Here is a 25787-nt window from a genome sequence, read left to right as displayed (position 1 = left end):
TAGAACGCGGCAGCCGCAAGGTCAGTGCTGGGGCGTCGCCAAGTGGTAAGGCACCGCTTTTTGGTAGCGGCATTCGCAGGTTCGATCCCTGCCGCCCCAGCCAACCTTGCCCTTGCCCCTACTTGACGCATAAAAGCATCCGCCAAGCGCGCTAATAATGACATACTAAGCCTTCAACAAACCGCAGTTTTCCGGGAAGGGGATGGCGGAGAGGGTGGGATTCGAACCCACGGAACCCATAAGGCTCAACAGTTTTCGAGACTGCCCCGTTCGACCACTCCGGCACCTCTCCGCACTCCGCATCATGATAGGTGGCTGGTCGGCAGCACACTCGCGAGTTTGCGGAAGCGGCGCGGTTAGCTTGGCAGGAGGGTTTTGCCAAGCCTAAACGGTGCCTTCCCGTCCCTGGCTATGCACAGCGTTTGCCCAATCAACCGCGCGAGCTGCCGCCGACATTCCCACAGTCTGGCGGCGTCGCTGCACGGCGTTCCTTGTTTCGCCATACTCCGCCGCCTATATTCGCGTGATGGACCGCACCCAGTTTTTTTCCCCACAGGCAGGACGCACGATCGAGGCCCCGGCCAGCGTCACCGCAAACTTCGCCATCGGCGACGTGGTAAAGCATCGTATGTTCGATTTCCGTGGGGTGATCTTCGATATCGATCCGGTTTTCGCCAATAGCGAAGAATGGTACGAATCCATTCCCGAAGATATTCGTCCGCCCCGCGAACAGCCATTCTATCACCTGTTCGCCGAAAGCGACGATTCGTCCTACGTCGCCTATGTCAGCCAGCAGAACCTGCTGGATGACAGCGTTGGCGGGCCGGTCGATCACCCGCAGGTCGATCAGGTCTTCGAAGGCTTCGATGCCGGCCGTTATCGGATGCGCGCCGCCCTTCGCCACTAGGGCCGCGCCTCTCGCCTATTGTTTGATCTTCCAGCCTGATTGCAGCACGCGATAGGCAACGATCGCCAGCACAAGGTTGAAAACGCCCAGGCCGGCGGCGGCCTGCACCACTGCAGTAGAACCGTCGCCAATATCGCTTTCGCCAAGGAAGCCATAGCGGAAACCTGAAATCACATAGAAAAACGGGTTGAAACGGCTAATCGCCTGAAATGCAGGTGCGAGATTGTCGATCACGTAGAAGGTGCCGGACAGCAGGCTAAGCGGGGCGACGACGAAATTCGTGACTGCCGCATTATGGTCGAACTTCTCCGCCCAGATACTGGCCAGTAGCCCGCCCAGCGCCAGCATGACCGCACCCATCAACCCGAACCAGATCACGGCCCATCCGTGCTCCACCGAAAGATCGACGCCGGGATAGAACGCCATAGCGAGCGACACCGCGCAACCTACCATCATCGCGCGCGTGATCGCCGCGCCGACGATACCGGCCATCAGTTCGCCATTGGATAGCGGCGGCATCAGGAGATCGATGATCGTCCCCTGGATCTTGCCCGACAGGAACGAGAAGCTGGAATTGGCAAAGGCATTCTGCATCATGCCCATTACGATCAGTCCCGGCGCGACGAAGCTGGCGAATGGCACGCCGAGCACTTCGCGCCCCGATCGCCCAAGCGCTACGCTAAATATGACAAGGAACAGCAGCGTCGTAACCGCAGGTGCCCAGACTGTCTGCGTCTGAACCTTGAGAAAACGGCGGACTTCCTTGAGATACAGGCTCCACAGCCCGATCCCGTTGATACCGGTGATGACGGGTTCGCCGCGCGGGGGAAACGGGCGGTTTGGCCGCTCCACGGCGGCACCAGTCCCAGCATCTGCCCGAACAGGTTCAATAGCGATGGTTTTTTCAGATTGATCGACCATGAAAGGGCGGTTAGGCCGCAGGCCAGTCGCTGGCAAGCATCCCCGGCTAAATCGCCTTGAAGGACGCGCTGCAAGCGCCATATTGGCAGGCAACATATTTACGCGAGCACGGCCCGGTTAAACGGCAGTGCAAGCACAAGGAAACGGATACTCGATGAGCTGGACACCCGAACGCACAGCCAAGCTACAGGAAATGTGGGAGGGCGGATCGACCGCCAGCCAGATTGCGGAAGCACTAGGTGAAGTGACGCGTAACGCGGTAATCGGCAAGGCACACCGTCTGGGCCTGAAATCTCGCCCTTCGCCGGTCAAGGCGAACGACAAGAAAGCGGCCAAGAAACCTGTTGCTGCGAAACCTGCACCAAAGAAAGCAGCACCCAAGCATGCGCCAAAAAGGCCGGCAGCCGATACCTCTGTCGCAGCTCAAAGCGCGCCGCCAAGCGATGTGAGCGCAGCGCAGACCGGAGAAGCAGGGTCCGATACTTCATCAGCGAAGTCTGCGGCGGCCCGTGTTCCGGCAAGTGGCAGCAACAGCCCGCAACCGATGCCCAATCCGTCCAACGCCCTGCCGAAGATCGTCTCGGTCGGTCCCGGAGGTTTCCTGCGGCAGGGTCCCGGCGACCAGCAACCGCCCATCCCGCCCGCTCCGCCCCGGCGTCTGGTGCCAGCGAAGCCAAGTCCGGAAATGGCTGAAAAGACCAGCCTGCTCGAACTATCGGACAAGGTGTGCCGCTGGCCGATGGGTCATCCAGGCGAGGCGGATTTCCACTTTTGTGGCGTCAATGTGAACCCCGGCTTCCCCTATTGCGTCGAACATTGCGGCCGGGCCTATCAGGCGCAGCTACCCCGCGGTGCCCGCCGTCCCCCGCCGCCCTTGCCATTCGGCGGACCGCGCGTTCGCTGACAGATTTGAGAATGCCAAGGGGCGCGGATTAAAACCGCGCCCCTTTTTCTGACGCCTTCGAATTTGGAGACCGCCATGCCGCTTTCGCTTCATGCAGCCTATGTTCCCAGCGCCCTGCAAATGCTCGGCACCGCTACGAAGTTGGTTGAGACGGCCAAAAACTGGTCGGCGGACAATAACATGTCCGAACGCGAAATGATCAGCGCGCGCCTGTACGAGGACATGTTGCCATTCAGCTATCAGGTAAAATGTGTGGCCGAGCACACCCAGGGTTCAGTTGAAGGCGTGCGCGCTGGCGTATATTCGCCCGACCTCAATCCGCCGCCAGCCACATTTGATGCGCTGCGCGAAAAATTGGCAGGCGCAACACAGTTCCTGCAAGGACTGGATAAGGCTGAGCTGGAAAGCTTTATTGACCAGCCTATGCGATTTGAATTCAAGGACCGGAAACTGAACTTTACCGCCGATCAGTTCCTCCTCAGCTTCAGCCAACCCAATTACTATTTTCACTGCTCGACCGCGTACGGTATCATGCGTTCGCTGGGTGTGCCTGTCGGCAAGGCCGATTTCACCGGCCGGGTGCGGATCAGGACTTCCTGAAGTCAGCTATCCGACGCTTGCTCGGTCAGGCTCGCCTTGCGCGCGAACCAGATGGTGAAACGCGGACCCTTGTTGTTGGGGCGCGCCTTTACCACCCGTTCTTCGACTTCGAAACGCGCGTTTTTCAGGCGGCGCGCAAATTGCGGGTCCGGTCCGGCGGACCAGACTGCCAAAATGCCGCCCGGGTTCAGTGCATCGCGCGCGCGGGCAAGGCCGGTGCGCGAATACAGCTTGTTGTTGTCGCCCCGCACCAATCCGTCCGGCCCATTGTCCACATCCAGCAGGATCGCATCGTATAGCGGCTGGAACCGGTCGCTGGCATCGCCGATCAGGTCGGATACATCTTCGATTTCTACCCGTCCGCGCGGATCGTCGAGCGTATTGCCGGTAAGATCCGCCAGCGGACCTTTTGCCCAATCGAGGATTTCCGGCACGAGTTCCGCTACGACCACGCGCCCCTCTTTCGGCAGACGCGCAAGAGCGGCACGGTAGGTGAAGCCCATACCGTAACCGCCGATCAGGATGCGCGGTGCAGGTACGTCGAGCCGGTCCAGCGTAAGCTCTGCCAGCTGCTCTTCACTGAATTGCATCCGCGTACCCATCAACTCGTCGCGGCCGAGCATGATGATGTAATCCTTGCCGTGCCGAACAAGCTCCAGCGTACCGCCACCGGGTATTTGCGCACTGTCGACGGGTTCGCGTGGAAGCATGGCTATAGCACCTCGTCTTCATCGAACAGGGGGTCGTCGAATGCGGCTTCCTCAATTGCGGTCAGGCGCGCATCGGCGGTTCCGGGGACCATCACTCGCGCGATGTGCACCAGAGCATCGCCCTGATTGACCACAGGCATCACGCTACGGCCGATTATAAGCCCCGCCATGGGAGCGATGACCGGTGTATCGTGGTCCCCAAACGGATCGCTGATATAGCCTATCTGCTCGTTCTGCGCGACCATGGCGCCGGCAGGACGGATGGCGCGGAAGATACCACCCTGATCGGCGCGGACCCAGCGGCTGCCATCGCTGCGGACGGCGAATGCGGCAGGTTCGGGCTGTTTGCGCACGCCCATTTCCAAATGCGCCATCACGCGCAGGATACCGCGTACGCCAATCCGGATGGCAAATTCGTCGAAGCGCAGCGCCTCGCCTGATTCCATCAGCAGCATCACGCACCCGTTCTCGTCCGCCGTCTGCCGCAGCGATCCCGCGCGCAGGGGTGAACCGATAATGGCAGGCGCCCCGAACACGTCCGCCAACGCCGACGCGCGTTCATTGCCTGGGCTGTAGCGTATTTGCGGCAGATTTTCCCGGTTCAACCCGGCTGAATGCAGATCGATACCGTAATCGCTGCGCTTGATGATCTCTTCTGTGAACACGTTGGCAAGCTGCGCAGCAAGCGAGCCCTTGGAAGTGCCGGGAAACACCCGGTTCAGATCGCGACCATCGGGGAGGTAGCGACTATGCGCGGTGAACCCGTAGGCGTTGACCACCGGGATGCATAACAGTGTGCCTGCCAGACGTTTGACCGACACGTTCTTCAGCACACGCCGGATCATTTCCACGCCGACGATCTCGTTGCCATGCACCGCCGCACTGACGAATAGCGTGGGGCCGGGTTTTGCGCCATGGAGAACACGGACGGGCATCGTGATTTCGGTGCGAGTGGACAGCCGGCTGATAGGAAGGTCGACCGTGTCGGAAGTACCCGCGACAACGCTTTGTCCGCCTAACAGGAATGGATCGCGCTTGGGTGTGCGCTTCCGCGGCTGCGACGGGCTTGTGGACTCGTAGTCGAAATCGGTCATTGCGGGTCGGTGGTTTTCCCTGTGTGGCGTGCTCGCCGCGGCAAGCATAGCTACTAAACGATACACTTTCCAAAGAGAAAGGGCCGCGACTGATCGCGGCCCTTTCGAAGATTAGTGTGTTGAAGGCGTCAGTCCTTCAGAAAGTCGGGCATCTGCGCTGCACCGCCCCCGTCAATGCCGCCGCCGTCGCGATTACCGCCATCGCGGTTGCCACCGCCGCGATTGCCGCCTCCGCGACCGCCACGGTCACCGCCGCCGCCACCGCCGCCGCGCGGACGACGATCACCGCCGCCGCTTCCGCCGCGACCACCGCCGCCGGAGCGAGGTTCACGCGGAGGGCGGGTATCTTCCAGCTCTTCACCGGTTTCCTGATCGACGACGCGCATGGACAGACGAACCTTGCCGCGCTGGTCGATTTCCAGAACCTTGACCTTAACTTCCTGGCCTTCGGACACGACGTCGGTCGGTTTTTCCACGCGCTCGTTTTTCATTTCGCTGACATGGACGAGACCGTCCTTGCCGCCCATGAAGTTCACGAATGCGCCGAAGTCCACGATGTTGACGACCTTGCCGTCATAGACCTTGCCGACTTCGGCTTCTTCCACGATGCCTTCGATCCACTTTTTCGCGGCTTCGATCTGGCTGCTGTCGCTGGAGGAAATCTTGATGATGCCCTCGTCGTCAATATCCACCTTGGCGCCGGTTTCGGCCACGATTTCGCGGATGACCTTGCCGCCGGTGCCGATGATGTCGCGGATCTTGGACTTGTCGATCTGGATCGTCTCAATGCGCGGGGCATGCTCGCTGACTTCGGTGCGGGCGTTGCCTAGCGCCTTGGTCATTTCGCCCAGGATGTGCGCGCGGCCTTCCTTGGCCTGCTCCATCGCGGTCTGCATGATTTCCTTGGTGATCCCGGCCACCTTGATGTCCATCTGCAGGCTGGTGATGCCCGCCTCGGACCCAGCAACCTTGAAGTCCATGTCGCCGAGGTGATCTTCGTCGCCCAGAATGTCGGACAGAACCGTGAAGTCCTCGCCTTCCAGAATGAGGCCCATCGCGATGCCGGAAACCGGACGTTCGATCGGCACACCGGCGTCCATCATGGAAAGGCAGCCGCCGCAGACCGTCGCCATCGAGGACGAGCCGTTGCTCTCCGTAATGTCGGACAGGATGCGGATGGTGTAAGGGAAGTCTTCGTGGTTCGGCAGCACCGGGTGCAGCGCGCGCCATGCTAGCTTGCCGTGACCCGTTTCGCGGCGGCTGGTGAAGCCGAAGCGGCCCACTTCGCCGACCGAGTATGGCGGGAAGTTGTAGTGCAGCATGAAGGGGTTGTACGAAAGGCCTTCCAGCCCATCGATCATCTGTTCTGCGTCCTTCGTGCCCAGCGTGGTGGTGCAGATCGCCTGCGTTTCACCGCGCGTAAACAGCGCCGAACCGTGCGTGCGGGGCAGCAAGCCGACCATCGCCTCGATCGGGCGCACTTCGTTGGTCTTGCGGCCGTCGATCCGCTGGCCGTCCTTGAGGATGGCACCGCGTACGATTTCGGCTTCCAGCTTCTTCACCGCCTTGTTCGCGGTCATCTGCGTCTGGCCATCTTCCTCGGCATAGGCTTCCTTCGCCTTTGCACGGGCTGCATTCAGCGCGTCGGAACGCTGCGACTTGTCGGTCAGCTTGTAGGCTGCGGCAATGTCGTCACCGACGATGCCGCGCAGCTTTTCCTTGATGGCGGAGGTATCGTCGGACGTATCGATGTCCCACGGTTCTTTCGCAGCCTGCTCGGCCAGATCGATGATCGCACCGATGACATTGCGGCATTCGTCATGGGCAAACATGATCGCGCCCAGCATTTCTTCCTCGGTCAGCTCCTTGGCTTCCGATTCCACCATCATCACGGCGTCGTTGGTAGCAGCCACGACCAGGTCGAGGCGGCCGTCTTCGCCCAGCGCGTCGGCAGGCGAAGGGTTGAGGACGTATTCGCCGTTGGTAAATCCGACGCGCGCCGCGCCGATCGGGCCCATGAACGGCAGACCGGAGATGGTCAGGGCAGCGGATGCTGCGACCATGGCCACAATGTCCGGCTCGGTTTCGCCGTCATAGGACAGCACCTGGCAGATCACGTTGATTTCGTTGTAGAAACCTTCAGGGAAGAGCGGACGCACGGGGCGATCGATCAGGCGGCTTGTCAGCGTTTCCTTCTCGGTCGCGCGGCCTTCACGCTTGAAGAACCCGCCGGGAATACGGCCGGCGGAAGAGAATTTTTCCTGGTAGTGCACGGTGAGCGGGAAGAAATCCTGCCCTTCGCGGACCGACTTTGCAGCGGTCACAGCGCACAGCACCACGGTTTCGCCATATGTCGCCAAAACGGCGCCATCGGCTTGGCGGGCAATCTGCCCGGTTTCGAGAGTGAGGGTCTTGCCGCCCCACTGGGTCGATACGGTTTTCTTGTCGAACATGTAGTTTCCTTTTGACCCGCCAGCCACATTGCCGCGCGGGGCCTTCTGTTTGCGGATTGGCCGGTCCGCGCCGGTGTGGGGCTATGTTTGGCCCCGGAGCCAAGTGAGCGCCGAATTGCGCTGTTTGCTCTTTTCTCCGTGATCCCCTGCGAAGGCAGGGGCCTCGCGCCACCATGCGATATGCTTGGGGTTGGAGGTTCCAGCCTGCGCTGGAACTCACAAATAGCAAAAAGGCGGCTCCGTGTGGAACCGCCTTTTCACGAAACTCTTATTTACGCAGACCCAGCTTCTTGATCAGGTCGTTGTAGCGCCGCAGGTCTTTCCGCTTGAGATAGGCCAGCAGGCTGCGACGCTTGTTGACCATCATCAACAGACCACGGCGGGAATGGTTATCCTTGTGGTGCTTCTTGAAGTGGTCGGTCAGGTTCTGGATGCGGGTGGTGAGGATCGCGACCTGCACTTCGGGGGAGCCTGTGTCGCCCTGCGAAGTTGCGTTTTCCTCGATAACTTTGGTCTTCTGATCGGGTGCTACCGACATGTCATTTACTCCGCGACATCGGGAAAGTTGAAACCCCGCACGATACTTACCGTGCCGCCGACGATCTCTATCAGGGCGACAGGGACAGTGCCCAGCCGCGCAAAATACAGCCCGTCGGTTTGGGGCATTCCGGTTACGACACGGCCCTGGCGGACCGCAGCTGCCTCTTCCGGAGCGAGGTTTAGAGCCGGGATGTCGTCCAGCCCCGCCTCAAGCGGCAGAATTATGTCTGATAGTCGCGCGCCACTAGCTGTTTCGCGCAATTTGTCCAGCGAAATCGCTTGGTTTTCGGCAAACGGTCCCGCCTTCGTTCGCCTCAGATAGGTCACATGGCCCACGGTCCCAAGGGCGCGTGCGATGTCCCGTGCAAGGGAGCGGATGTAAGTGCCCTTGCTGACACTGGCGATCAGCGTGACGCTGTCGGCGGATACCAGTGGCGGCGGCGGGTTGTAGGGATCGGGCTGCGCGAAGGATGTTTCCAGTTCGGAAGGATCGCCGCTGCCGGTGTAATCGCTCGCCAACTCAAGCGAATGGATGGTGACCGCGCGCGGTTTCAGCACCACATCCTCGCCCGCCCGCGCCCGTTCATACGCGCGCTTGCCATCCACTTTCAGCGCGGAATAGGCAGGCGGCATCTGTTCGATTGCGCCGGTGAAAAGCTCCAGCACGGCAGCCACCGCTTCCATTGGCGGGCGGCGGCGGCTGGTGGAGATAACCGCGCCCTCGGCATCAAGCGTATCGGTTTCCTCGCCGAACTGGATGGTGAATTCATACGTCTTGCTGGCATCGAGCATCCGCCCGGCCAGCTTAGTCGCCTCACCCAGCGCGATAGGCAAGACGCCTTGCGCGAGGGGATCGAGTGTGCCGCCATGTCCGACCTTGGTCTTGACATAGCCGCCTTCGCGCAGGGCACGCTTGACCGCGCTCACCACAGGGGTTGAGCCCATACCGCGCGGTTTGTCGATCACCAGCCAGCCGGACAACCGGGTGCTGGCATCGTCTGGCGCTGTCTTGCTTTCTGTCCCGCTCATTGACCGGCGATCGAGCGGGCAAGGTCGAAATACACTTCCTGCAACCACAGCACCGGGGGCAATACGAACCGTTCAACCACTCCCAATTCCGGGGCGATCCACGTCAGCGCAATAAGGCCGAGCAGCAGCACCATACCGAGCGGCCGCAACTTGCCATAATGTCTCGCCACCGACGGGGGCAGCAGCCCTTCCACGATATGTGATCCATCGAATGGCGGGATCGGGAGCAGGTTGAACAGCGCAAGGAAGATATTGATCAGGATAAAATAGGTCAGCCCATCGCGCAGCACGACCATCGCGCTACCTTCCGCATATGGTCCGCCTGCTAGATACCCACCGAGCGCCACCGCGCCCACCAAGGCGAGCAGCAGGTTCGTGGCAGGCCCGGCCGCAGCCACCGCCATCATGCCGAAGCGCGGATTATTGAGCCGACGCTGGCGCACCGGGACAGGCTTTGCCCAACCGAAGATTGGACCACCCATCAGTGCCAGCGCGCCCGGCACCACCAGCGTGCCGACCGGATCGACATGGCGGATGGGATTGAGCGAAAGCCGCTTCCTCTCCTTTGCGGTGGGATCGCCCAGCATGAGCGCGACCCAGCCATGCGCCACCTCGTGAAAGACGATCGCGACGATCAGGCTCGGCACGAGGAGCAGAACGAGTATGAGAGTTTCGGACATTCCACAGCAACTAGGCATTCTGCGTCGCATTTGCACCATGGCAGACCAAGATAAGCACATGGGCTGGTCATTCATCCAGCACTTATGCAAAAGGTCGTAACAGGCAATTCGCTTATAACAAAAAAACTGCTTGCCAGGGACAGGAGAGGACCAGAACATGAGCGATACGGCACTGTCTGGAACGCAGACGCAACCCGATAAAAACGGAATACTTGGCTGGATCGAGCGTAGCGGCAACCGGTTACCCGATCCGGTGTTCCTGTTTTTCTGGTTGATTGCCATCCTGGTGTTGATCTCGATCGCCGCCAGCCTGCTTGGCTGGTCCGCCGCTCATCCTACCGAAGTCGATCCGGATACCGGCACGGCGCGGATCATCACCGCTGCAAGCCTGCTGAATGCCGAGAACATTCAGCGCCTGTGGGTGGATATGCCCACCACTTTTACCCATTTCCATCCGCTGGGATATGTGCTGGTGGTCATGCTGGGCGCCGGCGTGGCGGAGCGTGCGGGGCTGTTCGGCACCGCCATGCGCGCCGGTGTACGCAACGCCCCGGTCTTCCTGCTGACGCCGATTGTCGCCCTTATCGGAATGCTGGGAAATCTGGCGGCCGATGCCGCCTATGTCGTCTTGATACCGCTGGCGGGGATCATTTTCCACGCGGCCGGACGCCACCCGATAGCTGGCATAGCAGCATCGTTTGCCGGCGTATCCGGAGGCTTCTCAGCCAATCTGCTGCCGGGCCAGCTTGACGCGCTGTTGTTCGGAATTACCGAAGCCGCAGTCGAAACCGTGTTCGGGGACTTCACTGCCAACATCGCCGGCAACTGGTATTTCATTGCCGCAATGACCTTCGTTTTTCTGCCCGTGATATGGTTCGTTACCGACCGCATCATTGAACCGCGTCTCGGTAAATGGAACCCTGCCATGGCAGGCAACGCCGTATCACCGCAGCAGCGCGGCACAGATACGGCGGAAGCCGGCGTATTAGGTTCGGCCACGACCGACTTGGCCGAAGATAGCCTGGATGATGGCGACAGGCAGTTGACCGCGAACGAGGCCAAGGGTCTGCGCTGGGCCGGTCTTGCGGTACTGTTCGTGGTGGGTTTGTGGCTCTTCTTCACGCTCGGTCCTGGAACACCCCTTATCGACGAGGAGGCCAGCGCAGAAGCGCGACTGACGCCGTTTTACCGCAGTCTGGTGGCGGGGTTTTTCCTGCTGTTCCTGCTGGCGGGCTGGGCTTACGGCAAGGCGGCAGGCACGATTGGCAACCATCGCGATCTTGTCAAAATGATGGCCGGTGCGATGGAAGACCTTGCTTATTATCTCGTGCTCGCCTTTGCCGCGGCGCATTTCGTGGCGATGTTCGCTTGGTCCAATCTGGGTCTGATCCTGGCGGTACAGGGCGCGGATTTTCTCGGAAATTCCGGGCTGCCCGCATGGGCGTTGCTGGCGGCGATCATCCTGGTATCCTCGCTGCTCAATATCTTCGTCGGTTCGGCGAGCGCGAAATGGGCGCTGCTATCGCCGGTGCTTGTGCCAATGCTGATGCTGCTGGGGATTTCGCCTGAAATGGCCACCGCCGCCTATCGCGTGGGTGACGGCGCGACAAATATTATCACCCCGCTGATGGTCTATTTCCCGCTGATCCTGATATTCTGTCAGCGCTGGCAGAAGGATTTCGGACTTGGGTCCCTTGCTGCGACGATGCTGCCCTTCTCCATCGGCTTGCTGTTGGCAGGTCTGGCCATGACGATCGGCTGGGTCGCGCTCGATCTGCCGCTGGGCCCCGGTGCTGGCGTCTTCATCGAAGTACCCAGCACGGTCGATCCGGTCGCGCCTGCACAGGCGCAATAGCTTGATCGATATGGCTGGTTGCGCCGCCGGGCGCGATCAGTCTGACAGATCGCGGGACACTTTTGGGTCGGACAGCAACCGTTCGATGCGGTCTGCCTCCTCGAAGCTTTCATCGGGTTTGAAGCGCAGCTTGGGCGCGAATTTCAGGCCAAGGCGTTTCGCTACTTCCCGCTGGAGGAAAGCCGTGTTTTGGCGGAGCGCGGTGAGGACCGCGTCCTCGTCCTGCCCCAGCAAGGGCTTCACATAGGCGTTGGCGTTACGCAGATCGGGGGTCATGCGGACCTCTGTCACGCTGACGGTGGTGGCGGACAGCGTCTCGTCATGCACCTCGCCGCGCGCGAGCAGTTCCGACAGGATATGCCGCACCCGCTCGCCCACTTTCAGGACGCGAACCGATTGCTGTTCTTTGGTGTGTTCCTGCAGATGCGCCATCAAGCCGCGCCCTTTCCGTCCAGTTCGCCCATCTTCGCAGTAATGCGTTTCAGGCTGCTCATGTTGCGTGCGGTGCCGCGAACTTCAAGGCGGCGTTGCAGGAACGGCCCGGTCAGCGAGGACACGCCGGCCCCGTGGACGTAATCGAGGAACAGCATCCGGTCACCCAGCGCCAGACGTTCCCCGCCCTTCGCCTTGTGCTCGGCGAGCAGGTCATGAAAGCTGTCTTCGTCCGGTTGCCCGTCCAGGAAAATAGTGTGAACCATCTTGTCCGATCCATGGTCGGGACCGGTCCCGTGGAAGGGGTTGCCGGTAATCGCCGCATCCACCTCGATGCGCGTCTTGACGATAACGAGACTGTCTATGTCGAAGCGATCCTGCACCACCCAAGCCAGCTTGTCCGCCAGTCCTTCGCTCGGGCGCGGTTCGTGGCTGAACAGCACGTTCCCACTCGCCACGACGGTTTCGACATCGGTAAAATCCTCACGCCGCAAGGCCTCACGCAGATCCGCCATCAGGATGCGGTTTCCGCCGACATTGATGCTGCCTAGGAAGGCGACGTAGCGCTGCATATCAGCCGGCATCGGGTCGCTTAGTTGGAATTGCGGTGGATGTGGAACGAGCCAGCAGGTTGCCGATCTCGTCGAACAACTCACCTTCTAGAAAGGTGATACGCTGCCCGCGCCTTATCACACGGCCGGTGGCCTTGAGCGGACCGGCAGAAACGGGGCGCAACAGGGTCAGCGCGATGTCGAGGTTGAGCGGAGCCTCGGCGCCTTTGGTGGCGCAGACATGGGCCCATCCCATCGCTTCATCCAGGAAGCCGCACACCAGCCCACCTTGTACGCTGCCACGCGGGGTCACGAAGCTTTCAGGTGCGGTAAAACGAACCGTGACGGTCTCCGTCTCCTCGTCGAAGGATTCGAAGACCGCCCCCATCAATGCAACGTGGGTACCCTTGTAGCTCGGCTCGAAGCTCACAGCGTACGTTCACGCTCCTCGACTTCGAACACTTCGAGGCTGTCACCGGGCTGCACGTCGTTCGTGTCTTCCAGCACGACACCGCATTCCAGACCCATGCGGACTTCGTCCACATCATCCTTGAACCGGCGCAGGCTGGCGATGGTCGTCGCCGAAACAATAACATCGTCGCGGGTAAGACGGGCAAACAGACCCTTCCGGATGACGCCTTCGGACACCATGAGGCCGGCGGCCTTGTCCTTCTTGCCGGACTTGAAGACTTCCTTGACGTCCGCACGGCCAACCACATTCTCGACCTTGAGCGGGCCGAGCTCGCCGAGCATTTCCTTCGTAATCTCGTCCGTCAGGTGATAGATCACGTCGAAATACTTCATTTCGACGCCATCGCGCTTCACCAGTTCGCGGGCCTTGGGATTCGGCCGCACGTTGAAACCGATGATCGGCGCCTTGGAGGCAGCCGCCAGTTGCACATCGCTTTCGGTGATCGCACCCACGCCCGCGTGCAGGACGCGGACCTTGATGAGATCGTTGCCGAGATTATGCAGCGCAGTCGTAATCGCTTCCACCGAGCCTTGCACATCGGCCTTCACCAGGACGGGGAATTCTACCAGGTCGCTTTGCAAATTGGTGAACATCGTATCGAAGTTCGTCGGCGCCAGTGCTGTGCGTTTGGCGGTCGCGCGTTCCTGACGGAACTGGGCGACTTCACGGGCACGTTGTTCGTTTTCAACGACGGTGAGCTGTTCGCCCGCACCGGGAACGCCGCCGAGGCCAAGGACCTCGACCGGCATGGACGGGCCAGCTTCCTTGATCTGCTTGCCCGCATCGTTGACGATGGCACGAACCTTGCCACTTTCGGTGCCGACCACGAACGTATCGCCGCGGCGCAGCGTGCCGCGTGTGACGATGACGGTCGCGACAGGGCCGCGGCCCTTGTCCAGCTGAGCCTCGATGACGACTGCATCTGCTGCGCGATCGGGGTTGGCCTGCAGTTCGAGCAATTCGGCTTGCAGCGCAATTTTCTCTAGCAAGTCGTCAAGGCCGGTGCCTTCCTTGGCGGAGACTTCCACGTCCTGGACCTCGCCCGACATGGCTTCCACGATGACTTCGTGTTCCAGCAGACGTTCGCGGATTTTCTGCGAATTGGCTTCCGGCTTGTCGATCTTGTTGATCGCCACGATCATCGGGACGCCGGCGGCCTTGGTGTGTTTGATGGCCTCGATCGTCTGCGGCATGATGCCGTCATCCGCCGCGACAACCAGCACCACGATATCCGTCACATTTGCGCCGCGCTGGCGCATCTCGGTGAAGGCAGCGTGGCCCGGCGTATCGAGGAAGGTGATGACGGACTTGTCTTTCGTCGTCACCTGATAGCTGCCGATATGCTGCGTAATGCCGCCAGCCTCGCCCTTGGTCACGCGGGTTCCGCGCAACGCATCGAGCAGGCTGGTCTTGCCGTGATCGACATGGCCCATGATCGTGACAACCGGCGGACGCGGCTTGAGCGTATCCTCCGGATCCTCGTCCTGTGCGACCTTGATGTCGAGATCGTCTTCGGACACGCGTTTGATAGTGTGGCCGAACTCCTCGACCAGCAATTCTGCGGTGTCCTGGTCGATGGTCTGGTTGACCGTGACCATCATGTCCATGTTGAACAGCGCCTTCACCAGATCGGCGCCCTTTTCGGTCATTCGCTGAGCAAGTTCCTGTACGGTAATCGCTTCCGGCACGATTACTTCACGGTACTGTTTCTCACGTGGTTTGGAGCTGCCACCGCCCTGCGCGCGCTTATCACGTTCGCGGGCACGTTTGAGCGCAGCCAGGCTGCGGGCGCGGCGGCCCTCATCCTCATTCAACGCCTTGGTAACGGTCAGCTTACCAGCGCGGCGTTTGTCGGGCCGTTCCTCGGTCCGCTTTTCTTCCTTCTTCTTCGGCGGGCGCTTGATCTCGGGCCGGGCTACGGGCGTGAACTTGCGAGCCACCGGCGTTGGTGTAGTACTTTCGACGGCTACCGGCTTCTCCACCGGTGCTGACGGCGGCGCATCGGCTTCGGCTGCAGGCTCGTCTGCCGCAGGTTCGGCTTCCGGCTCCGCTTGCGGTTTTTCAGCAGCTGCCTTGGCGTCGATTTCTGCCTGTTTGGCGGCTTCTTCCTCAGCCTTCTTGTTGTCTTCCTTGCGCTGCTTCTCGGTCGTTTTCGCCTGAGCGCGCTTTTCTTCGTCGCGGCGACGGGCGTCCTCCGCCAAGGCCAGGCGCGCTTCTTCCGCTTCGCGCTGCAAGCGAGCAACACGTTCCTGCGGCGTTTCCGCGCTGGCTGCCGGTTTGGGTGGAGGAGGTGCCTTGGCTACCGGAGCGGGCGTTGGCGCGGGCGCAGGCGCCGGGGCCGCTTCAGGAGCGGGCGCAGGCGCAGGAGCAGGCTCTTCGCCCGGCTTGACCAGCTTGCGGCGCCGCTTCACTTCCACTGCCACCTTGTTGGTACGGCCGTGGCTGAAAGTCTGCTTGACCTCGCCGCCATCCACCGCGCGCTTCAGTCCAAGCGGCTTGCGAGTGCGTGCAGGTTTGTTTTCGTCTTCGGCCATAAAGCTCAAGTCTTCCCAGTTCTCAATTCGTCGTCGATATCCGAGCCATTGGTATTCAGGGACGCGCCAGCTTCGGCGAGCCCCAGAAAATGCAATAGCCGCTGCAGTGTTTGCGATACCCTGTCGGCAGCAGGTGCCCCGACCAGCGCCAGATGGACGACGTTATCCCGGCCCAATGCCACAGACAGAGCGTCGCGGTCCAGTGCGAAGCGGATTTCGCCCGCAGTAATTACCGGCAGGCGAATGCCGCGCTGGCCCGAACCTTCCACGTCGCGGCCCACGCGCCATGCCTGGTCGAGCTTGCGCGTGCCATCTTCGCTGGCGTCGCTCGCGTGCAGCAGCAGGTCGATCCGGCCCGCGCGCGCCTTTTCGGCAATCTTGTCCGATCCCAATATAAGCGCGCCAGACCGCATTGCCAGTCCCAGCCGGTCAAGCAACAGCCGCACCAATCCGGTTTCGATACGCTTCGCAAGGTCGTCCGGCACGGTGAGCGGCGCACCGTTGAATGCGCGCGCCAAGGCCCCGCGCAGGCGGCCCTTCATAATCGCGGTTTCCAGTTCGGACCGGGTCACCCCGATCCACGCGCCGCGCCCCGGTGCCCTTGCCAGCAGATCGGGGAGTACATCGCCTTCGGGCGAAATCGCCAGCCGGATCAGCGTGCTGCGTCCGCCATGTTCGCCGGACAACACACATTTGCGTTCCGGTTCGATTTTTCGCGGGCGAGCGGAAGGGCGCGCAGAAACGTCCGCGCCGGGTTCAGCGATGGCTGAACTTACGCTCTCATTGGGTGGAGTCCGCATCGGCGGCCTCCTGAGTGTCGGGTTCGTCGGACTTGGCAGCCGCAGGCTCCTCGTCTTCGAACCAGTGCGCGCGGGCAGCCATGATGATCTCGTTGCCCTGTTCTTCGGTCAGGCCGTACATGCCCAGCACACCGCCTTTGTCCTCGGCACGCTGTGGGGGGCGCTTCATCGGCGGGCCGTCTGCCGTAGTGGCGGACGGACGGCGACGTGGTGCCTCGCGCTTCTTGGCAATGAGCTCGTCGGTGGCGAGATCGGCCAGGTCGTCGAGCGTCTTGATGTCGGCCTTGCCCAGCACCACCAGCATCTGTTCGGTCAGATGCGGCATGGTCGCAAGATCGTCCTCGACGCCCAATTCGCGGCGTTCGGCGCGGGCGGTCTCCTCGTGCCGCTCCAGCGCCTCGGTCGCACGCGACTGCAATTCGCCAGCAAGGTCTTCGTCGAAGCCTTCGATAGTGGCGAGTTCGTCGAGCGGCACATAAGCCACTTCTTCCAGCTCGGCGAAGCCCTCGGCAACAAGCAGCTGCGACAGGGTTTCGTCGACGTCGAGTTCCTCTTCGAACATCTTGGACCGTTCGGCGAATTCCTTCGACCGCTTCTCGCTCGCCTCTTCCTCGGTCATGATGTCGATCTGGTGACCGGTCAGCTGACTGGCGAGGCGCACGTTCTGGCCGCGGCGGCCGATGGCGAGCGACAGTTGGTCGTCCGGTACCACGACTTCGATGCGATTTTCGTCTTCGTCCAGCACGACGCGGGACACCGTGGCCGGCTGGAGGGCGTTCACCACGAATGTGGCGATATCGTCCGACCATGGGATGATATCAATCTTTTCGCCCTGAAGTTCCTGGACGACAGCCTGCACGCGGCTGCCCTTCATGCCGACGCAAGCACCCACAGGATCGATGCTGCTGTCATGGCTGATCACGCCGATCTTGGCGCGGCTGCCGGGATCGCGCGCGGCGGCCTTGATCTCGATAATACCGTCGTAGATTTCGGGGACTTCCTGCGCGAACAGTTTGCGCATGAAATCGGGCGCGGCGCGGCTCAGGAAAATCTGCGGGCCGCGATTGTTGCGCTCCACCTTGGTGATGAGAGCACGGACGCGTTCGCCGACACGGGCTGCTTCGCGCGGGATCTGCTGATCGCGCCGGACAACGCCTTCGGCGCGGCCAAGATTGACGATCACATGACCGAATTCGACCGATTTGATGACGCCGGTAATGATTTCGTCGGCGCGGTCCTTGAACTCTTCGAACTGGCGTTCGCGTTCGGCGTCGCGGACCTTCTGGAAGATCACCTGCTTGGCGGATTGGGCATCGATCCGGCCCAGATCGACGGGTGGCAGCGGATCGACGATGAAGTCACCGACCGACGCGCCCTCTTCCAGCTTCTGTGCAGCCTTAAGATCGACCTGCTTGAAGTAGTCTTCCACTTCCTCGACCACTTCGACCACGCGCCACAGGCGCAGTTCGCCGGTTTGCGGGTCGAGCTTGGCGCGAATATCGTTTTCGGCGCCATAGCGGTTGCGCGCGCTTTTCTGGATCGCTTCTTCCATCGCCTCGATGACGATCGCCTTGTCGATCATCTTTTCCGAAGCGACCGCAGTCGCAATCGCAAGCAGCTCTGCCTTGTTGGCGGAAATTGCAGTGGCCATCAGTCGTCAGCCTTTTCTTCATCTTCGAGAATGTCGTCGGCACCGGTGGTGTCGATCGGTTGGGTTGCGGCGATCAGCGCGTCCGTGAGGACCAGCTTGGCCGAATGAATTGTTGCGAGCGGTACGTCCACCCGTCCGGCCCGGTTGTCCTCTATGGAAACCGTTTCGCCTTCGATGCCGAGCAATTCGCCCCGCAAATTGCGGTGCCCGTGAACTTTTTCGGACAGCGACAGCTTCGCCTCGTGCCCAGCCCAATTAGTATAGTCTTTGGGGCGTGTTAGCGGACGATCGATGCCGGGGCTGCTGACTTCGAGATGATACGCACCGGGTACGAAGACATCGCCATCCGCTTCCAGCGCGTCGAGTTTCTCGGACACACGGCGCGACAAGGCGGCGCATTGATCAATGATCAATTGCCCGGTCGCCGGGTCCTCCGCCATGATCTGCAGCGCCATTGCGCCATCGCCAGCCTCGGACGTCATCATTTTCACGCGCACGAGTTCGAATCCCAGAGCCTCGGCCTCGGGTTCGATCAGACTATGCAGGCGTGCCAGATCGGCCATTCATGCTCCGTAACGTAAGGACATCGCAGCAACAGTTTTTCGCGCCGGCCCCTTCCGGCGCCAGCCCCACTCTACAACCACAATGTCGGGATTGATGTCGAGATAGGAGCAAGCGCAGCGATTGGCAAGAGAAGTATGAAGGCCGACCGCGCTGCACTACTGACATCGTCGACAACGCGAGGCCCGACGCCTTGTCGAAAATTGTAGAAAGCTAGTCCTGATCAGTTAATCCGTGCTTTTTGACGGCATGGCGTAGCTGATCGTAGCTCAGGCCCAGCGACTTGGCCGTCTGGCGCTGATTCCACCGGTTCCGGCCTAGGGCATTTTCCAGAATGGCACGTTCATGCGCGTCCACTGCGCCGCGCAAATCGTCGATACTGTCGAACGACGGCACTGGTGCGCGCTCAGGTGTATCCGACGCGGCCCCTGTACCTTTCGATACGCCGGCCTCGCTCGACAGTGGCTTCCACGGACTTTCGAACGGGTCGAACTGCACGTAACCAACGGGATTTTCCCAATCGCTCCAGCGATATACCGCGCGCTCCACCACATTGCGCAATTCGCGCACGTTGCCGGGCCATGGGTGTTCCTCAAAAGAAGCCGCGACATGTTCGGCAAAGCCCGGCCATCCTTCCCAATGTAATTCCGCCGCCATCCGCCGTCCGAAATAATCCGCCAGGACCGCCACGTCGCCTTCACGCACGCGCAAAGGCGGCAAGGTAATTACTTCGAAGCTCAATCGGTCGAGCAAATCGGGGCGGAACGTCCCCTCGCGCGCCAGCCGGGGCAGGTCTTCGTTGGTAGCAGCCACGATCCTGACGTCGACCCTGATCGGACGGGACGATCCGATCCGCGTGACTTCGCCATATTCGACCGCGCGTAACAGGCGCTCCTGCGCGGCCATCGACAGTGTACCGAGTTCGTCGAGGAACAGCGTACCCTTGTCGGCTTCTTCGAACCGCCCCTCCCGCGCCTTGGTCGCACCGGTGAACGCTCCGGCCTCGTGCCCGAACAGCTCCGCTTCGATCAAGGTCTCTGGCAGAGCGGCGCAGTTCATCACCACCAGCGGCTCGCCCCAGCGGTTGGACAGGCGATGAAGTCGCTCGGCGATCAGTTCCTTGCCCGTGCCGCGTTCCCCGACCACCAGGACCGGACGCTGCATCGGCGCAGCGAGACTTGCCCGCTCTACCGCATCGAGAAATGCACTCGATTGTCCGACAAACTGACTACCGCGCTCCATGCGCCAACCTATAGTGAAAAACACCAAAGGTTGGCAACAGAAACCACATAAGAAAGCATGCGAAAGCGCAGGAACCGCCCGACCATGCCATTTGTCAAGTTTGGCACACCCCTTGCTATCATGTGAACGACAGACACATTTTCGAGGGATGAATCGCCATGCCAGACAATCGCTTTTTCAGCAGCCAGCTTACCCGGGCCGTGACGCTCAGCGTGATCGCCATGGTGTTTTTCGTGGCATTAAGCGGACAGCTGCACAGCGTCCCCGCACCGATGGGCGACGCGCCAGCGCATGGCGGCTTGTTCCAGATCGTGGAGCTGGCATGAACGCGCCACGCACTCCCCCCAAAGGCAGCAAAAAGCCTGGCCAGTCAGACGACAGGCTGAAGCCGGAAACGTCCGAAACACCTCGTACTTCCGGCGAACCCTCACGCCTTGACGAGGAAGTGGAGCGCCTTCGTCGCAATCCGCCTCCCAGCCAGGCCAACCGCGTGAGCAACAACACCCGCGTCCGCTTGACCGGTACGCAACCCAAACCCGCGCCTGCGTCCTACGAGACTTTCGGCAGCCTTTTTTCCAACGGAGCACCTTTGATGGGCATCTTCAACCGCACCCGCGACATTATCGCGGCCAACTTTACCGACATGCTCGACAAGGCCGACGACCCCGCCAAGATGATCCGGATGATTATCATGGAAATGGAAGAAACGCTGGTGGAAGTCCGCGCCAGCGCCGCCCGCACCATTGCCGATCAAAAGGAAATGCACCGGCACACGGTGAAGCTGGACCGGCTGCAGACCGACTGGGCCGAAAAGGCGCAGCTCGCCCTGTCGAAGGATCGCGAGGACCTGGCCCGCGCGGCACTGGTCGAGAAACGCAAGGCTGCCGACATGGGTGAACAGCTGAAGGAAGAGATCACCGTACTGGACGACGCTTTGCGCGCATACGAACAGGACATTGCGAAACTGCAAAACCGCTTGCGGGAAGCGCGGAGCCGCCAGACCGCCATCGCAGCGCGGCTCGAAAGCGCCGAGAACCGCGTCAAGCTGCGTACGCTGATGACGAACGAACGCACGGACGACGCGCTATCGCGGTTCGACCAGCTGGAACGCCGAGTCGATTATGCCGAAGGCCGCGCCGATGCGCTTGGGATGGAAGGTGGCGCACCCCCCAGCCTGTCCGACGAGATCGCCGCGCTGGAAGGCGCCGACAAAGTCGATGACGAGCTGGCCGAAATGAAGCGCCTGCTGGGCAAGAGCGGCGCCCCAGCCGACGATGCCGCGAAGAAGGAGGATTGAGACATGGAAGAACTGATTATCATCCCTGCCATTTTCATCGGCCTGCCCTGGATCGTGCTGCATTATATCACGAGGTGGAAAACCGCCGCCACTATCACTGGTGATGACGAGCAACTGCTGGACGAGCTTTATCATCTGGCAAAGCGTCTCGACGAAAGGATGGATACGGTCGAACGACTTGCCGCATCGGACGATAGTGGTTTCAAACCCACCCGCCTAATCCACGACCAGGCCGTCGATAACCACAAGCTTGACGAGCTCGAGCGCATGATTGCCGAAAAGAAGGGAGAACGACTGTGAACAGCCCACGCACCACCCTTTACCGGGATAAACTCAATAACAAGCTGATGGGCGTATGCGCCGGAATTGCCGACTATACCGGTGTCAACGCGCTATGGGTCCGGCTCGGCGCACTGGTCCTGATCCCGCTTACCAGCGGCATGGTCATACCCGCCTATTTCATTGCCGGTGTGCTGCTGAACAAGAAACCGCCGCATCTCTACGTCGACAATCAGGAACAGAAATACTGGCAGCGTGTGCGGCAAAGCCCGCAGCGCACCGCCCGCGAAGTGCGCGCCCGGTTCCGGGACATTGATCGCCGCCTGGCGGAAGTGGAGAACCATTACGTCTCCAGCAACCCAAGCTTGGACGCCGAAATCGCGCGGCTTCGCTAAACAGGAACTCCGCCGGCAAAAGCTGGAAATTCAATGAGGAGAAATGGAAATGGAAGGCTTTTTGGCTCTGATGATCCCAATCATCGCGCTGTCGATCCCCATCGTGGCGATCTGGACCAAGCACCAGCAGAAGCTGGCGGAAATGAATATTAGCGCGACGGCGGACGCCACGGCGGAAAAGGCGGCGCAGTATGCCAGCCACGTATCCGAACTGGAGCAGCGCGTCCGCGTGCTCGAACGCATCGTCACCGATCGCGGTTACGACATCTCCACCCAGATCGAGGCGTTGCGGGATACCCGCGCGGCCGAAGACATGGATAGCGGCGTACCGCTCCAAACCAATCGCGAGGAGCGTGTATAATGAGTTTCTGGACAGCAGCCGTTATCATCGTGGCAATTGGAGCAATCGCCAGCATCATCAAGGCCCGATACAACGCGCAAGCCGGTATTACCGAGGATATGATGGGCAATCAGACCATCAACCATCGCCCCGATGCCGCCGACCGGCAGGAATTGGAAGCAGCCCGCCGCGAAGTCGAGGAGCTGCGCGAACGGGTCAAGGTTCTCGAACGGATTGCGACCGATAGTTCGGCCCGCACCGCTGCCGAGATCGAACAGCTGCGCGATCGCTAGGCGGCACTCGCACACAACCACCGCAAAAAAGAGGCAACCGAGGAAGGAGCCGAAGCGATGACCATTCCCGCGACTGAAATTACCGTAATGGCTAGCGCATCCTTGCTTGCGCTCTTTATCCTGACCGCGGCCATCCTGCATGGCTGGCTTGGCTGGCTGGCGCTGAAGGAGCGCGAACTTGACCGGCTTGGCGCGCCTCATGGTATTTTGTTGGAAATTGAAGGCGGCGCGCCTGTCCATGGCTCGATCGCAGGGGCAGCTCGCATCGAAATTGCCGACCTCAAGGAACGTATCCGCAAGCTGGAAGCGATAGCCAGCGGGGTCGAACTGTAATATCGGCCCTATCCCGCGCGCCACACCGTACCTACATAGGTGCCATGCGAACTCTCGATGACATTGCCGAAGAATATGAATTTCTGGAAGGCGACGAACGTTACCGCCTGCTGATCGAACTGGGGCGTGAACTCGACCCGATGCCGGATGCGCTGAAAACCGACGCTACGCAGGTTCGTGGCTGTTCCGCCAGCGTTTGGGTGTATCCCACCGATGTGGGCGAAAAGCTGCATTTTCTGGCTGACAGCAACGCCGCCATTACCAAAGGCATCGTCGCGCTGGTAATCGCTGCGGTGCAGGATCAACCAGCCGCCGAAGTGGCATCGATGGACGTAGCAGGCGCGCTGGCACCGTTCGACCTGAAGAACCAGCTCAGTTCCAACCGCACCCAGGGCGTGCCCAATATGATTGCTTTGGTACAGGAACATGCCGCGCGCCTTGCCGCTTCCGATAGTGCCGGGACCCGCGCCACAGGGACTGCGGGCTGACCATGCCGTTCCCGTCCGGCCAAAAACCCCTGCTTGGATAATGAAGGAACGGCTATATTTCGGCATGGGGCTGGTCTGCGTCGGGCTTGGCATTATCGGAGCCGCCCTGCCGATCATGCCAACGGTAGTGTTTCTGGTGATGGCGCTGTTTTTCTTTGCCCGCAGCAATCCCGAATGGGAACGCAGATTGCTGGAGCATCCGACCTATGGCCAGTCCTTGCGGGATTGGCGCGACCGGCGTGCAATCAACCGCAAGGGTAAGGCGGCGAGTGTACTGGCGATGGCGGCGGGCGTTGGTTTCACCTGGTTCACCCTGGGTTTCCCATATGCATGGATTTCAGTCGCCGTGCTGGTGCTGGCTGGTGGATGGATCCTGACGCGGCCTCATTAACGGACTTCAGTCGACCGGAAGGCACGACACTTGCGGAACGCCTGCACGGCCCGCGGGTTGTTGAGCCGATCCCTAAGATTCTCCAGACAGAACGGAATTTTCAAATGATGGCCATCCTGACGCTTATCGCAACGATCCTGCTGCCGCCCCTTGGGGTCGCCATGAAGCACGGCCTCGATCGCGATTTCATTATCAACCTGGTCCTTACGATCATCCTGTTCGTGCCGGGTTTGATACACGGTATCTACGTCAATTATCTTCGGTAAGAGATACCTTTGCTGCGATCGGAACGGAGGCTTCGGCCTCCGTTTCCGCGCGCGGCGCAGGCAGCGCGTCACGGTGCATTTCGAAGGTGCCGGCCCATTCCGGTAAGCTCCACACACCCGTGACTTCAAGGCCGTCAGCACTAACGATTGCTTTGTAATCTACTGGCGTGCCGTAGGTCATACCGGTCGTGCGGTAAGTCTTCACAAAGTCCAGCTGCCGGTCAGTGCATACACCTGACGCGATGGCTGAGATCGTCCGCCCGCCATATATTGATGGCTCGATGATCTCACCGGTAAACGCGTTTCCTTGGTGGCGAGCTTTCAGCACAAAAGGCGTGGTAGGCATATCCCCACCGGGATAGGTAAAAACGCCTTCCCAACTGCCTGACAGATCGTGCCCGCTACTCATGCAAGCCGTCAGGCCCCTGCGCTATCCCGCACGACCGCTTCGCCAGCTTGACGCTGGCGGCGCAGTTCGCTCTTCAGCTTCGCCGGATCGCCTGCAAATACGAAGCCAAAGCTGACCCCGCCTTCCTTGCCGATCGTCGCATGGTGCAACTTGTGCGCCTGTACCAGCCGCTTGGCATAGCCGCGTTTCGGCACCCACCGAAAGAAGCGCTGATGCACCAGCCCGTCATGAATGATGGTATAGATCAGCCCATACAGTGTGATGCCCAGCGCGATCCACCACAGCCGTTCCGAAAAGAGATGGCCGATGGCAAACATCGCAAACACTATTCCTGCGAAAGTAACCGCATAGAGGTCGTTTCTTTCCCACACGTTGTCATGCGGTTCGTGGTGATCGCGGTGCCAATCCCATCCCCAGCCATGCATGATGTATTTGTGCGCCCACCAAGCGAACACTTCCATCCCCACGATGGCGGCGATTACGGTCAGGATAATATCGAGCACGCTCATTGCGCGGGTGGTCCTGCAAGCTTTGCGTCGGTCGTCTCACGCCGTTTAAGGGGCAATGCCCACCATGGCGTGGACGGGTGGAGGTGATGTTCGTGATGATACCCGAAATGGTAGCACGATGCCAGACTGGCCAGGGTGCCGAAGCTCTCGCTGCGAGCATTGTGCCGGTCTGCGAATGCCGCTTCCCGGCCGTCTCCCGAACTTACCTCGTGGCGATGCGGGCGAAACGTGCCGAAATAGAAAAGCTGGAGCGACGATGCGATAGCCGGCAGGCCGTATAGCAGCATGATCTGCACCATCGGGACTTCGAACAACAGCCAGTAGGCCATCGTCACCAGCCATACGTACAATGCTGACCGCCAACCAAAATAACGTTTGAGAAATGTCGTATACCAGCGGCCCATATGCCCAGGGTTGTTCTCGTCGAAGTCGGGATCGCCAACCTTTCCGGAATGCTTGTGATGGTCGAAATGTGCAGCTCGCATCCTGCGCCAGCCAAACCCGGCATAGAGAAGCAGCAGCGCCCCACCAATTGCGCCATTCAGCCGGCCGAATCCCGGGGCCAGACTGCCATGGATCGCGTCATGCGCGATGATGAACAAACCCACGAACAGCCAGCATTGTACCGCAGCCATAAACAGCGCGGCGGGCAAGTTGGTCCACGTCAGCTCGAACACCAGCATCGAATATACGTGCAGCGCTGCCCAGGCAGCCACGATCAACGCCGCCAGCGTCAGGCCAATGGCAGCTTGGCGGTTGGCAGGTGCGCTTACGCGATCGGTATCGGAAACTGTCGCCATACGTGCCGGATATAGTCCGTCAGCTCCTGTCACGCAAAGCGGAAGACGGGG

32 protein-coding genes and 2 tRNA genes are annotated in these 25787 nt (G+C 60.7%); 15 read left to right on the top strand and 19 right to left on the bottom strand.

Going from position 1 to position 25787, the window contains the following annotated elements; all coding sequences use genetic code 11:
• Positions 1-28: 28 nt before the first annotated feature.
• Positions 29-103, top strand: a tRNA-Gln gene (locus HME9302_RS03150).
• A gap of 100 nt (positions 104-203) precedes the next feature.
• Here HME9302_RS03150 and HME9302_RS03145 read toward each other — a convergent pair.
• Positions 204-292: transfer RNA gene (locus HME9302_RS03145), tRNA-Ser, on the bottom strand.
• A gap of 234 nt (positions 293-526) precedes the next feature.
• Between HME9302_RS03145 and hspQ the strand changes: the two genes are divergently transcribed.
• Positions 527-907 carry a heat shock protein HspQ gene (gene hspQ, locus HME9302_RS03140; protein ID WP_115365810.1) on the top strand — a complete coding sequence of 127 codons (381 nt, stop codon included), beginning with the start codon at positions 527-529 and terminating at the stop codon, positions 905-907.
• 15 nt (positions 908-922) lie between these two features.
• On the opposite strand, the gene HME9302_RS03135 is transcribed toward hspQ, so the two are convergent.
• Positions 923-1828 carry an ABC transporter permease gene (locus HME9302_RS03135; RefSeq protein WP_115365809.1) on the bottom strand — a complete coding sequence of 302 codons (906 nt, stop codon included), beginning with the start codon at positions 1826-1828 and terminating at the stop codon, positions 923-925.
• A gap of 154 nt (positions 1829-1982) precedes the next feature.
• Between HME9302_RS03135 and HME9302_RS03130 the strand changes: the two genes are divergently transcribed.
• Both HME9302_RS03130 and HME9302_RS03125 read left to right on the top strand, forming a co-directional pair.
• On the top strand, positions 1983-2732 hold the full coding sequence (locus HME9302_RS03130) for a GcrA family cell cycle regulator (RefSeq protein WP_115365808.1): 750 nt from the start codon (positions 1983-1985) through the stop codon (positions 2730-2732).
• Between the two features lie 75 nt (positions 2733-2807).
• On the top strand, positions 2808-3332 hold the full coding sequence (locus HME9302_RS03125; RefSeq protein ID WP_115365807.1) for a DUF1993 domain-containing protein: 525 nt from the start codon (positions 2808-2810) through the stop codon (positions 3330-3332).
• A 2-nt stretch (positions 3333-3334) separates the two neighbouring features.
• Here HME9302_RS03125 and HME9302_RS03120 read toward each other — a convergent pair whose 3' ends face one another.
• The 6 genes from HME9302_RS03120 to HME9302_RS03095 all read right to left on the bottom strand — a co-directional run bounded on the left by HME9302_RS03120 (position 3335) and on the right by HME9302_RS03095 (position 9838).
• Positions 3335-4042: a spermidine synthase family protein gene (locus tag HME9302_RS03120; RefSeq protein WP_115365806.1), complete on the bottom strand. Its 708-nt coding sequence runs from the start codon at positions 4040-4042 to the stop codon at positions 3335-3337.
• A gap of 2 nt (positions 4043-4044) precedes the next feature.
• Positions 4045-5136: a succinylglutamate desuccinylase/aspartoacylase family protein gene (locus tag HME9302_RS03115; protein ID WP_115365805.1), complete on the bottom strand. Its 1092-nt coding sequence runs from the start codon at positions 5134-5136 to the stop codon at positions 4045-4047.
• A 128-nt stretch (positions 5137-5264) separates the two neighbouring features.
• Positions 5265-7589: a polyribonucleotide nucleotidyltransferase gene (pnp, locus tag HME9302_RS03110; protein ID WP_115365804.1), complete on the bottom strand. Its 2325-nt coding sequence runs from the start codon at positions 7587-7589 to the stop codon at positions 5265-5267.
• 268 nt (positions 7590-7857) lie between these two features.
• Positions 7858-8127, bottom strand: a complete 270-nt coding sequence (gene rpsO, locus HME9302_RS03105; RefSeq protein ID WP_115365803.1) for a 30S ribosomal protein S15 — start codon at positions 8125-8127, stop codon at positions 7858-7860.
• 5 nt (positions 8128-8132) lie between these two features.
• Positions 8133-9158 (bottom strand): tRNA pseudouridine(55) synthase TruB, encoded by a 1026-nt coding sequence (gene truB, locus HME9302_RS03100; RefSeq protein WP_115365802.1) that lies wholly within the window; start codon positions 9156-9158, stop codon positions 8133-8135.
• Entirely contained in the window at positions 9155-9838 is a 684-nt protein-coding gene (locus tag HME9302_RS03095) for a site-2 protease family protein (RefSeq protein WP_115365801.1), read from the bottom strand. Before HME9302_RS03095 ends, truB begins: the two co-directional genes overlap by 4 nt.
• 157 nt (positions 9839-9995) lie before the next feature.
• On the opposite strand from HME9302_RS03095, the gene HME9302_RS03090 reads away from it, so the two are divergent.
• A complete protein-coding gene (locus HME9302_RS03090; RefSeq protein WP_115365800.1) occupies positions 9996-11693 on the top strand; it encodes an AbgT family transporter in 1698 nt (565 codons plus the stop codon).
• Positions 11694-11729: 36 nt separating this feature from the next.
• Here the strand turns inward: HME9302_RS03090 and rbfA are convergent, their stop codons facing one another.
• From rbfA to pspF, 8 genes are all read right to left on the bottom strand, one after another.
• The gene (gene rbfA / locus HME9302_RS03085; RefSeq protein WP_115365799.1) at positions 11730-12125 is read right to left on the bottom strand and encodes a 30S ribosome-binding factor RbfA; all 396 of its coding nucleotides are present in this window, start codon (positions 12123-12125) and stop codon (positions 11730-11732) included.
• Complete coding sequence (locus tag HME9302_RS03080; RefSeq protein ID WP_115367432.1) at positions 12125-12697, bottom strand: DUF1697 domain-containing protein; 573 nt, start codon at positions 12695-12697, stop codon at positions 12125-12127. Before HME9302_RS03080 ends, rbfA begins: the two co-directional genes overlap by 1 nt.
• Position 12698: 1 nt before the next feature.
• Positions 12699-13106, bottom strand: coding sequence for a PaaI family thioesterase (locus tag HME9302_RS03075; RefSeq protein ID WP_326833148.1), 408 nt, complete (start codon positions 13104-13106; stop codon positions 12699-12701).
• On the bottom strand, positions 13103-15682 hold the full coding sequence (gene infB / locus HME9302_RS03070) for a translation initiation factor IF-2 (RefSeq protein ID WP_115365797.1): 2580 nt from the start codon (positions 15680-15682) through the stop codon (positions 13103-13105). Before infB ends, HME9302_RS03075 begins: the two co-directional genes overlap by 4 nt.
• A 5-nt stretch (positions 15683-15687) precedes the next feature.
• The gene (locus HME9302_RS03065) at positions 15688-16482 is read right to left on the bottom strand and encodes a DUF448 domain-containing protein (protein WP_115365796.1); all 795 of its coding nucleotides are present in this window, start codon (positions 16480-16482) and stop codon (positions 15688-15690) included.
• Complete coding sequence (gene nusA / locus HME9302_RS03060; RefSeq protein WP_115365795.1) at positions 16463-18133, bottom strand: transcription termination factor NusA; 1671 nt, start codon at positions 18131-18133, stop codon at positions 16463-16465. Before nusA ends, HME9302_RS03065 begins: the two co-directional genes overlap by 20 nt.
• Entirely contained in the window at positions 18133-18696 is a 564-nt protein-coding gene (gene rimP / locus HME9302_RS03055; RefSeq protein ID WP_115365794.1) for a ribosome maturation protein RimP, read from the bottom strand. Before rimP ends, nusA begins: the two co-directional genes overlap by 1 nt.
• Positions 18697-18907: 211 nt before the next feature.
• Positions 18908-19936, bottom strand: a complete 1029-nt coding sequence (gene pspF / locus HME9302_RS03050; protein ID WP_115365793.1) for a phage shock protein operon transcriptional activator — start codon at positions 19934-19936, stop codon at positions 18908-18910.
• Between the two features lie 158 nt (positions 19937-20094).
• Here pspF and HME9302_RS13230 point away from each other — a divergent pair, with 158 nt between their 5' ends.
• The 10 genes from HME9302_RS13230 to HME9302_RS03005 all read left to right on the top strand — a co-directional run bounded on the left by HME9302_RS13230 (position 20095) and on the right by HME9302_RS03005 (position 24018).
• Positions 20095-20262, top strand: a complete 168-nt coding sequence (locus tag HME9302_RS13230; RefSeq protein ID WP_181815664.1) for a hypothetical protein — start codon at positions 20095-20097, stop codon at positions 20260-20262.
• The gene (gene pspA, locus HME9302_RS03045) at positions 20259-21233 is read left to right on the top strand and encodes a phage shock protein PspA (protein ID WP_230079847.1); all 975 of its coding nucleotides are present in this window, start codon (positions 20259-20261) and stop codon (positions 21231-21233) included. Before HME9302_RS13230 ends, pspA begins: the two co-directional genes overlap by 4 nt.
• A gap of 3 nt (positions 21234-21236) precedes the next feature.
• The gene (gene pspB, locus HME9302_RS03040; protein ID WP_115365792.1) at positions 21237-21533 is read left to right on the top strand and encodes an envelope stress response membrane protein PspB; all 297 of its coding nucleotides are present in this window, start codon (positions 21237-21239) and stop codon (positions 21531-21533) included.
• On the top strand, positions 21530-21907 hold the full coding sequence (gene pspC / locus HME9302_RS03035; RefSeq protein ID WP_115365791.1) for an envelope stress response membrane protein PspC: 378 nt from the start codon (positions 21530-21532) through the stop codon (positions 21905-21907). Before pspB ends, pspC begins: the two co-directional genes overlap by 4 nt.
• Positions 21908-21956: 49 nt before the next feature.
• Entirely contained in the window at positions 21957-22268 is a 312-nt protein-coding gene (locus HME9302_RS03030) for a hypothetical protein (RefSeq protein ID WP_115367430.1), read from the top strand.
• Positions 22268-22540: a hypothetical protein gene (locus HME9302_RS03025; protein ID WP_115365790.1), complete on the top strand. Its 273-nt coding sequence runs from the start codon at positions 22268-22270 to the stop codon at positions 22538-22540. The genes HME9302_RS03030 and HME9302_RS03025 overlap by 1 nt, the downstream gene beginning before the upstream one ends.
• Before the next feature lie 57 nt (positions 22541-22597).
• The gene (locus tag HME9302_RS03020; RefSeq protein WP_115365789.1) at positions 22598-22873 is read left to right on the top strand and encodes a hypothetical protein; all 276 of its coding nucleotides are present in this window, start codon (positions 22598-22600) and stop codon (positions 22871-22873) included.
• A gap of 44 nt (positions 22874-22917) precedes the next feature.
• A complete protein-coding gene (locus tag HME9302_RS03015) occupies positions 22918-23361 on the top strand; it encodes a SufE family protein (RefSeq protein WP_115365788.1) in 444 nt (147 codons plus the stop codon).
• A gap of 40 nt (positions 23362-23401) precedes the next feature.
• On the top strand, positions 23402-23752 hold the full coding sequence (locus HME9302_RS03010) for a YbaN family protein (RefSeq protein ID WP_115365787.1): 351 nt from the start codon (positions 23402-23404) through the stop codon (positions 23750-23752).
• A gap of 104 nt (positions 23753-23856) precedes the next feature.
• The gene (locus tag HME9302_RS03005) at positions 23857-24018 is read left to right on the top strand and encodes a YqaE/Pmp3 family membrane protein (RefSeq protein ID WP_230079846.1); all 162 of its coding nucleotides are present in this window, start codon (positions 23857-23859) and stop codon (positions 24016-24018) included.
• On the opposite strand, the gene HME9302_RS03000 is transcribed toward HME9302_RS03005, so the two are convergent.
• Genes HME9302_RS03000 through HME9302_RS02990 form a run of 3 tightly spaced genes read right to left on the bottom strand, consistent with a single transcriptional unit; the run spans position 24002 to position 25736 of the window.
• On the bottom strand, positions 24002-24427 hold the full coding sequence (locus HME9302_RS03000) for a hypothetical protein (RefSeq protein ID WP_115365786.1): 426 nt from the start codon (positions 24425-24427) through the stop codon (positions 24002-24004). The two genes, HME9302_RS03005 and HME9302_RS03000, sit on opposite strands and share 17 nt — an antisense overlap.
• A gap of 8 nt (positions 24428-24435) precedes the next feature.
• A complete protein-coding gene (locus tag HME9302_RS02995) occupies positions 24436-24936 on the bottom strand; it encodes a sterol desaturase family protein (RefSeq protein WP_115365785.1) in 501 nt (166 codons plus the stop codon).
• Positions 24933-25736 (bottom strand): fatty acid desaturase, encoded by an 804-nt coding sequence (locus HME9302_RS02990; RefSeq protein WP_115365784.1) that lies wholly within the window; start codon positions 25734-25736, stop codon positions 24933-24935. Before HME9302_RS02990 ends, HME9302_RS02995 begins: the two co-directional genes overlap by 4 nt.
• Between the last annotated feature and the right edge of the window lie 51 nt (positions 25737-25787).

The sequence above is a fragment of the Alteripontixanthobacter maritimus genome, from assembly GCF_003340475.1.
GTDB lineage: Bacteria > Pseudomonadota > Alphaproteobacteria > Sphingomonadales > Sphingomonadaceae > Alteripontixanthobacter > Alteripontixanthobacter maritimus.
This window is presented reverse-complemented; position numbering and strand designations above follow the sequence as displayed.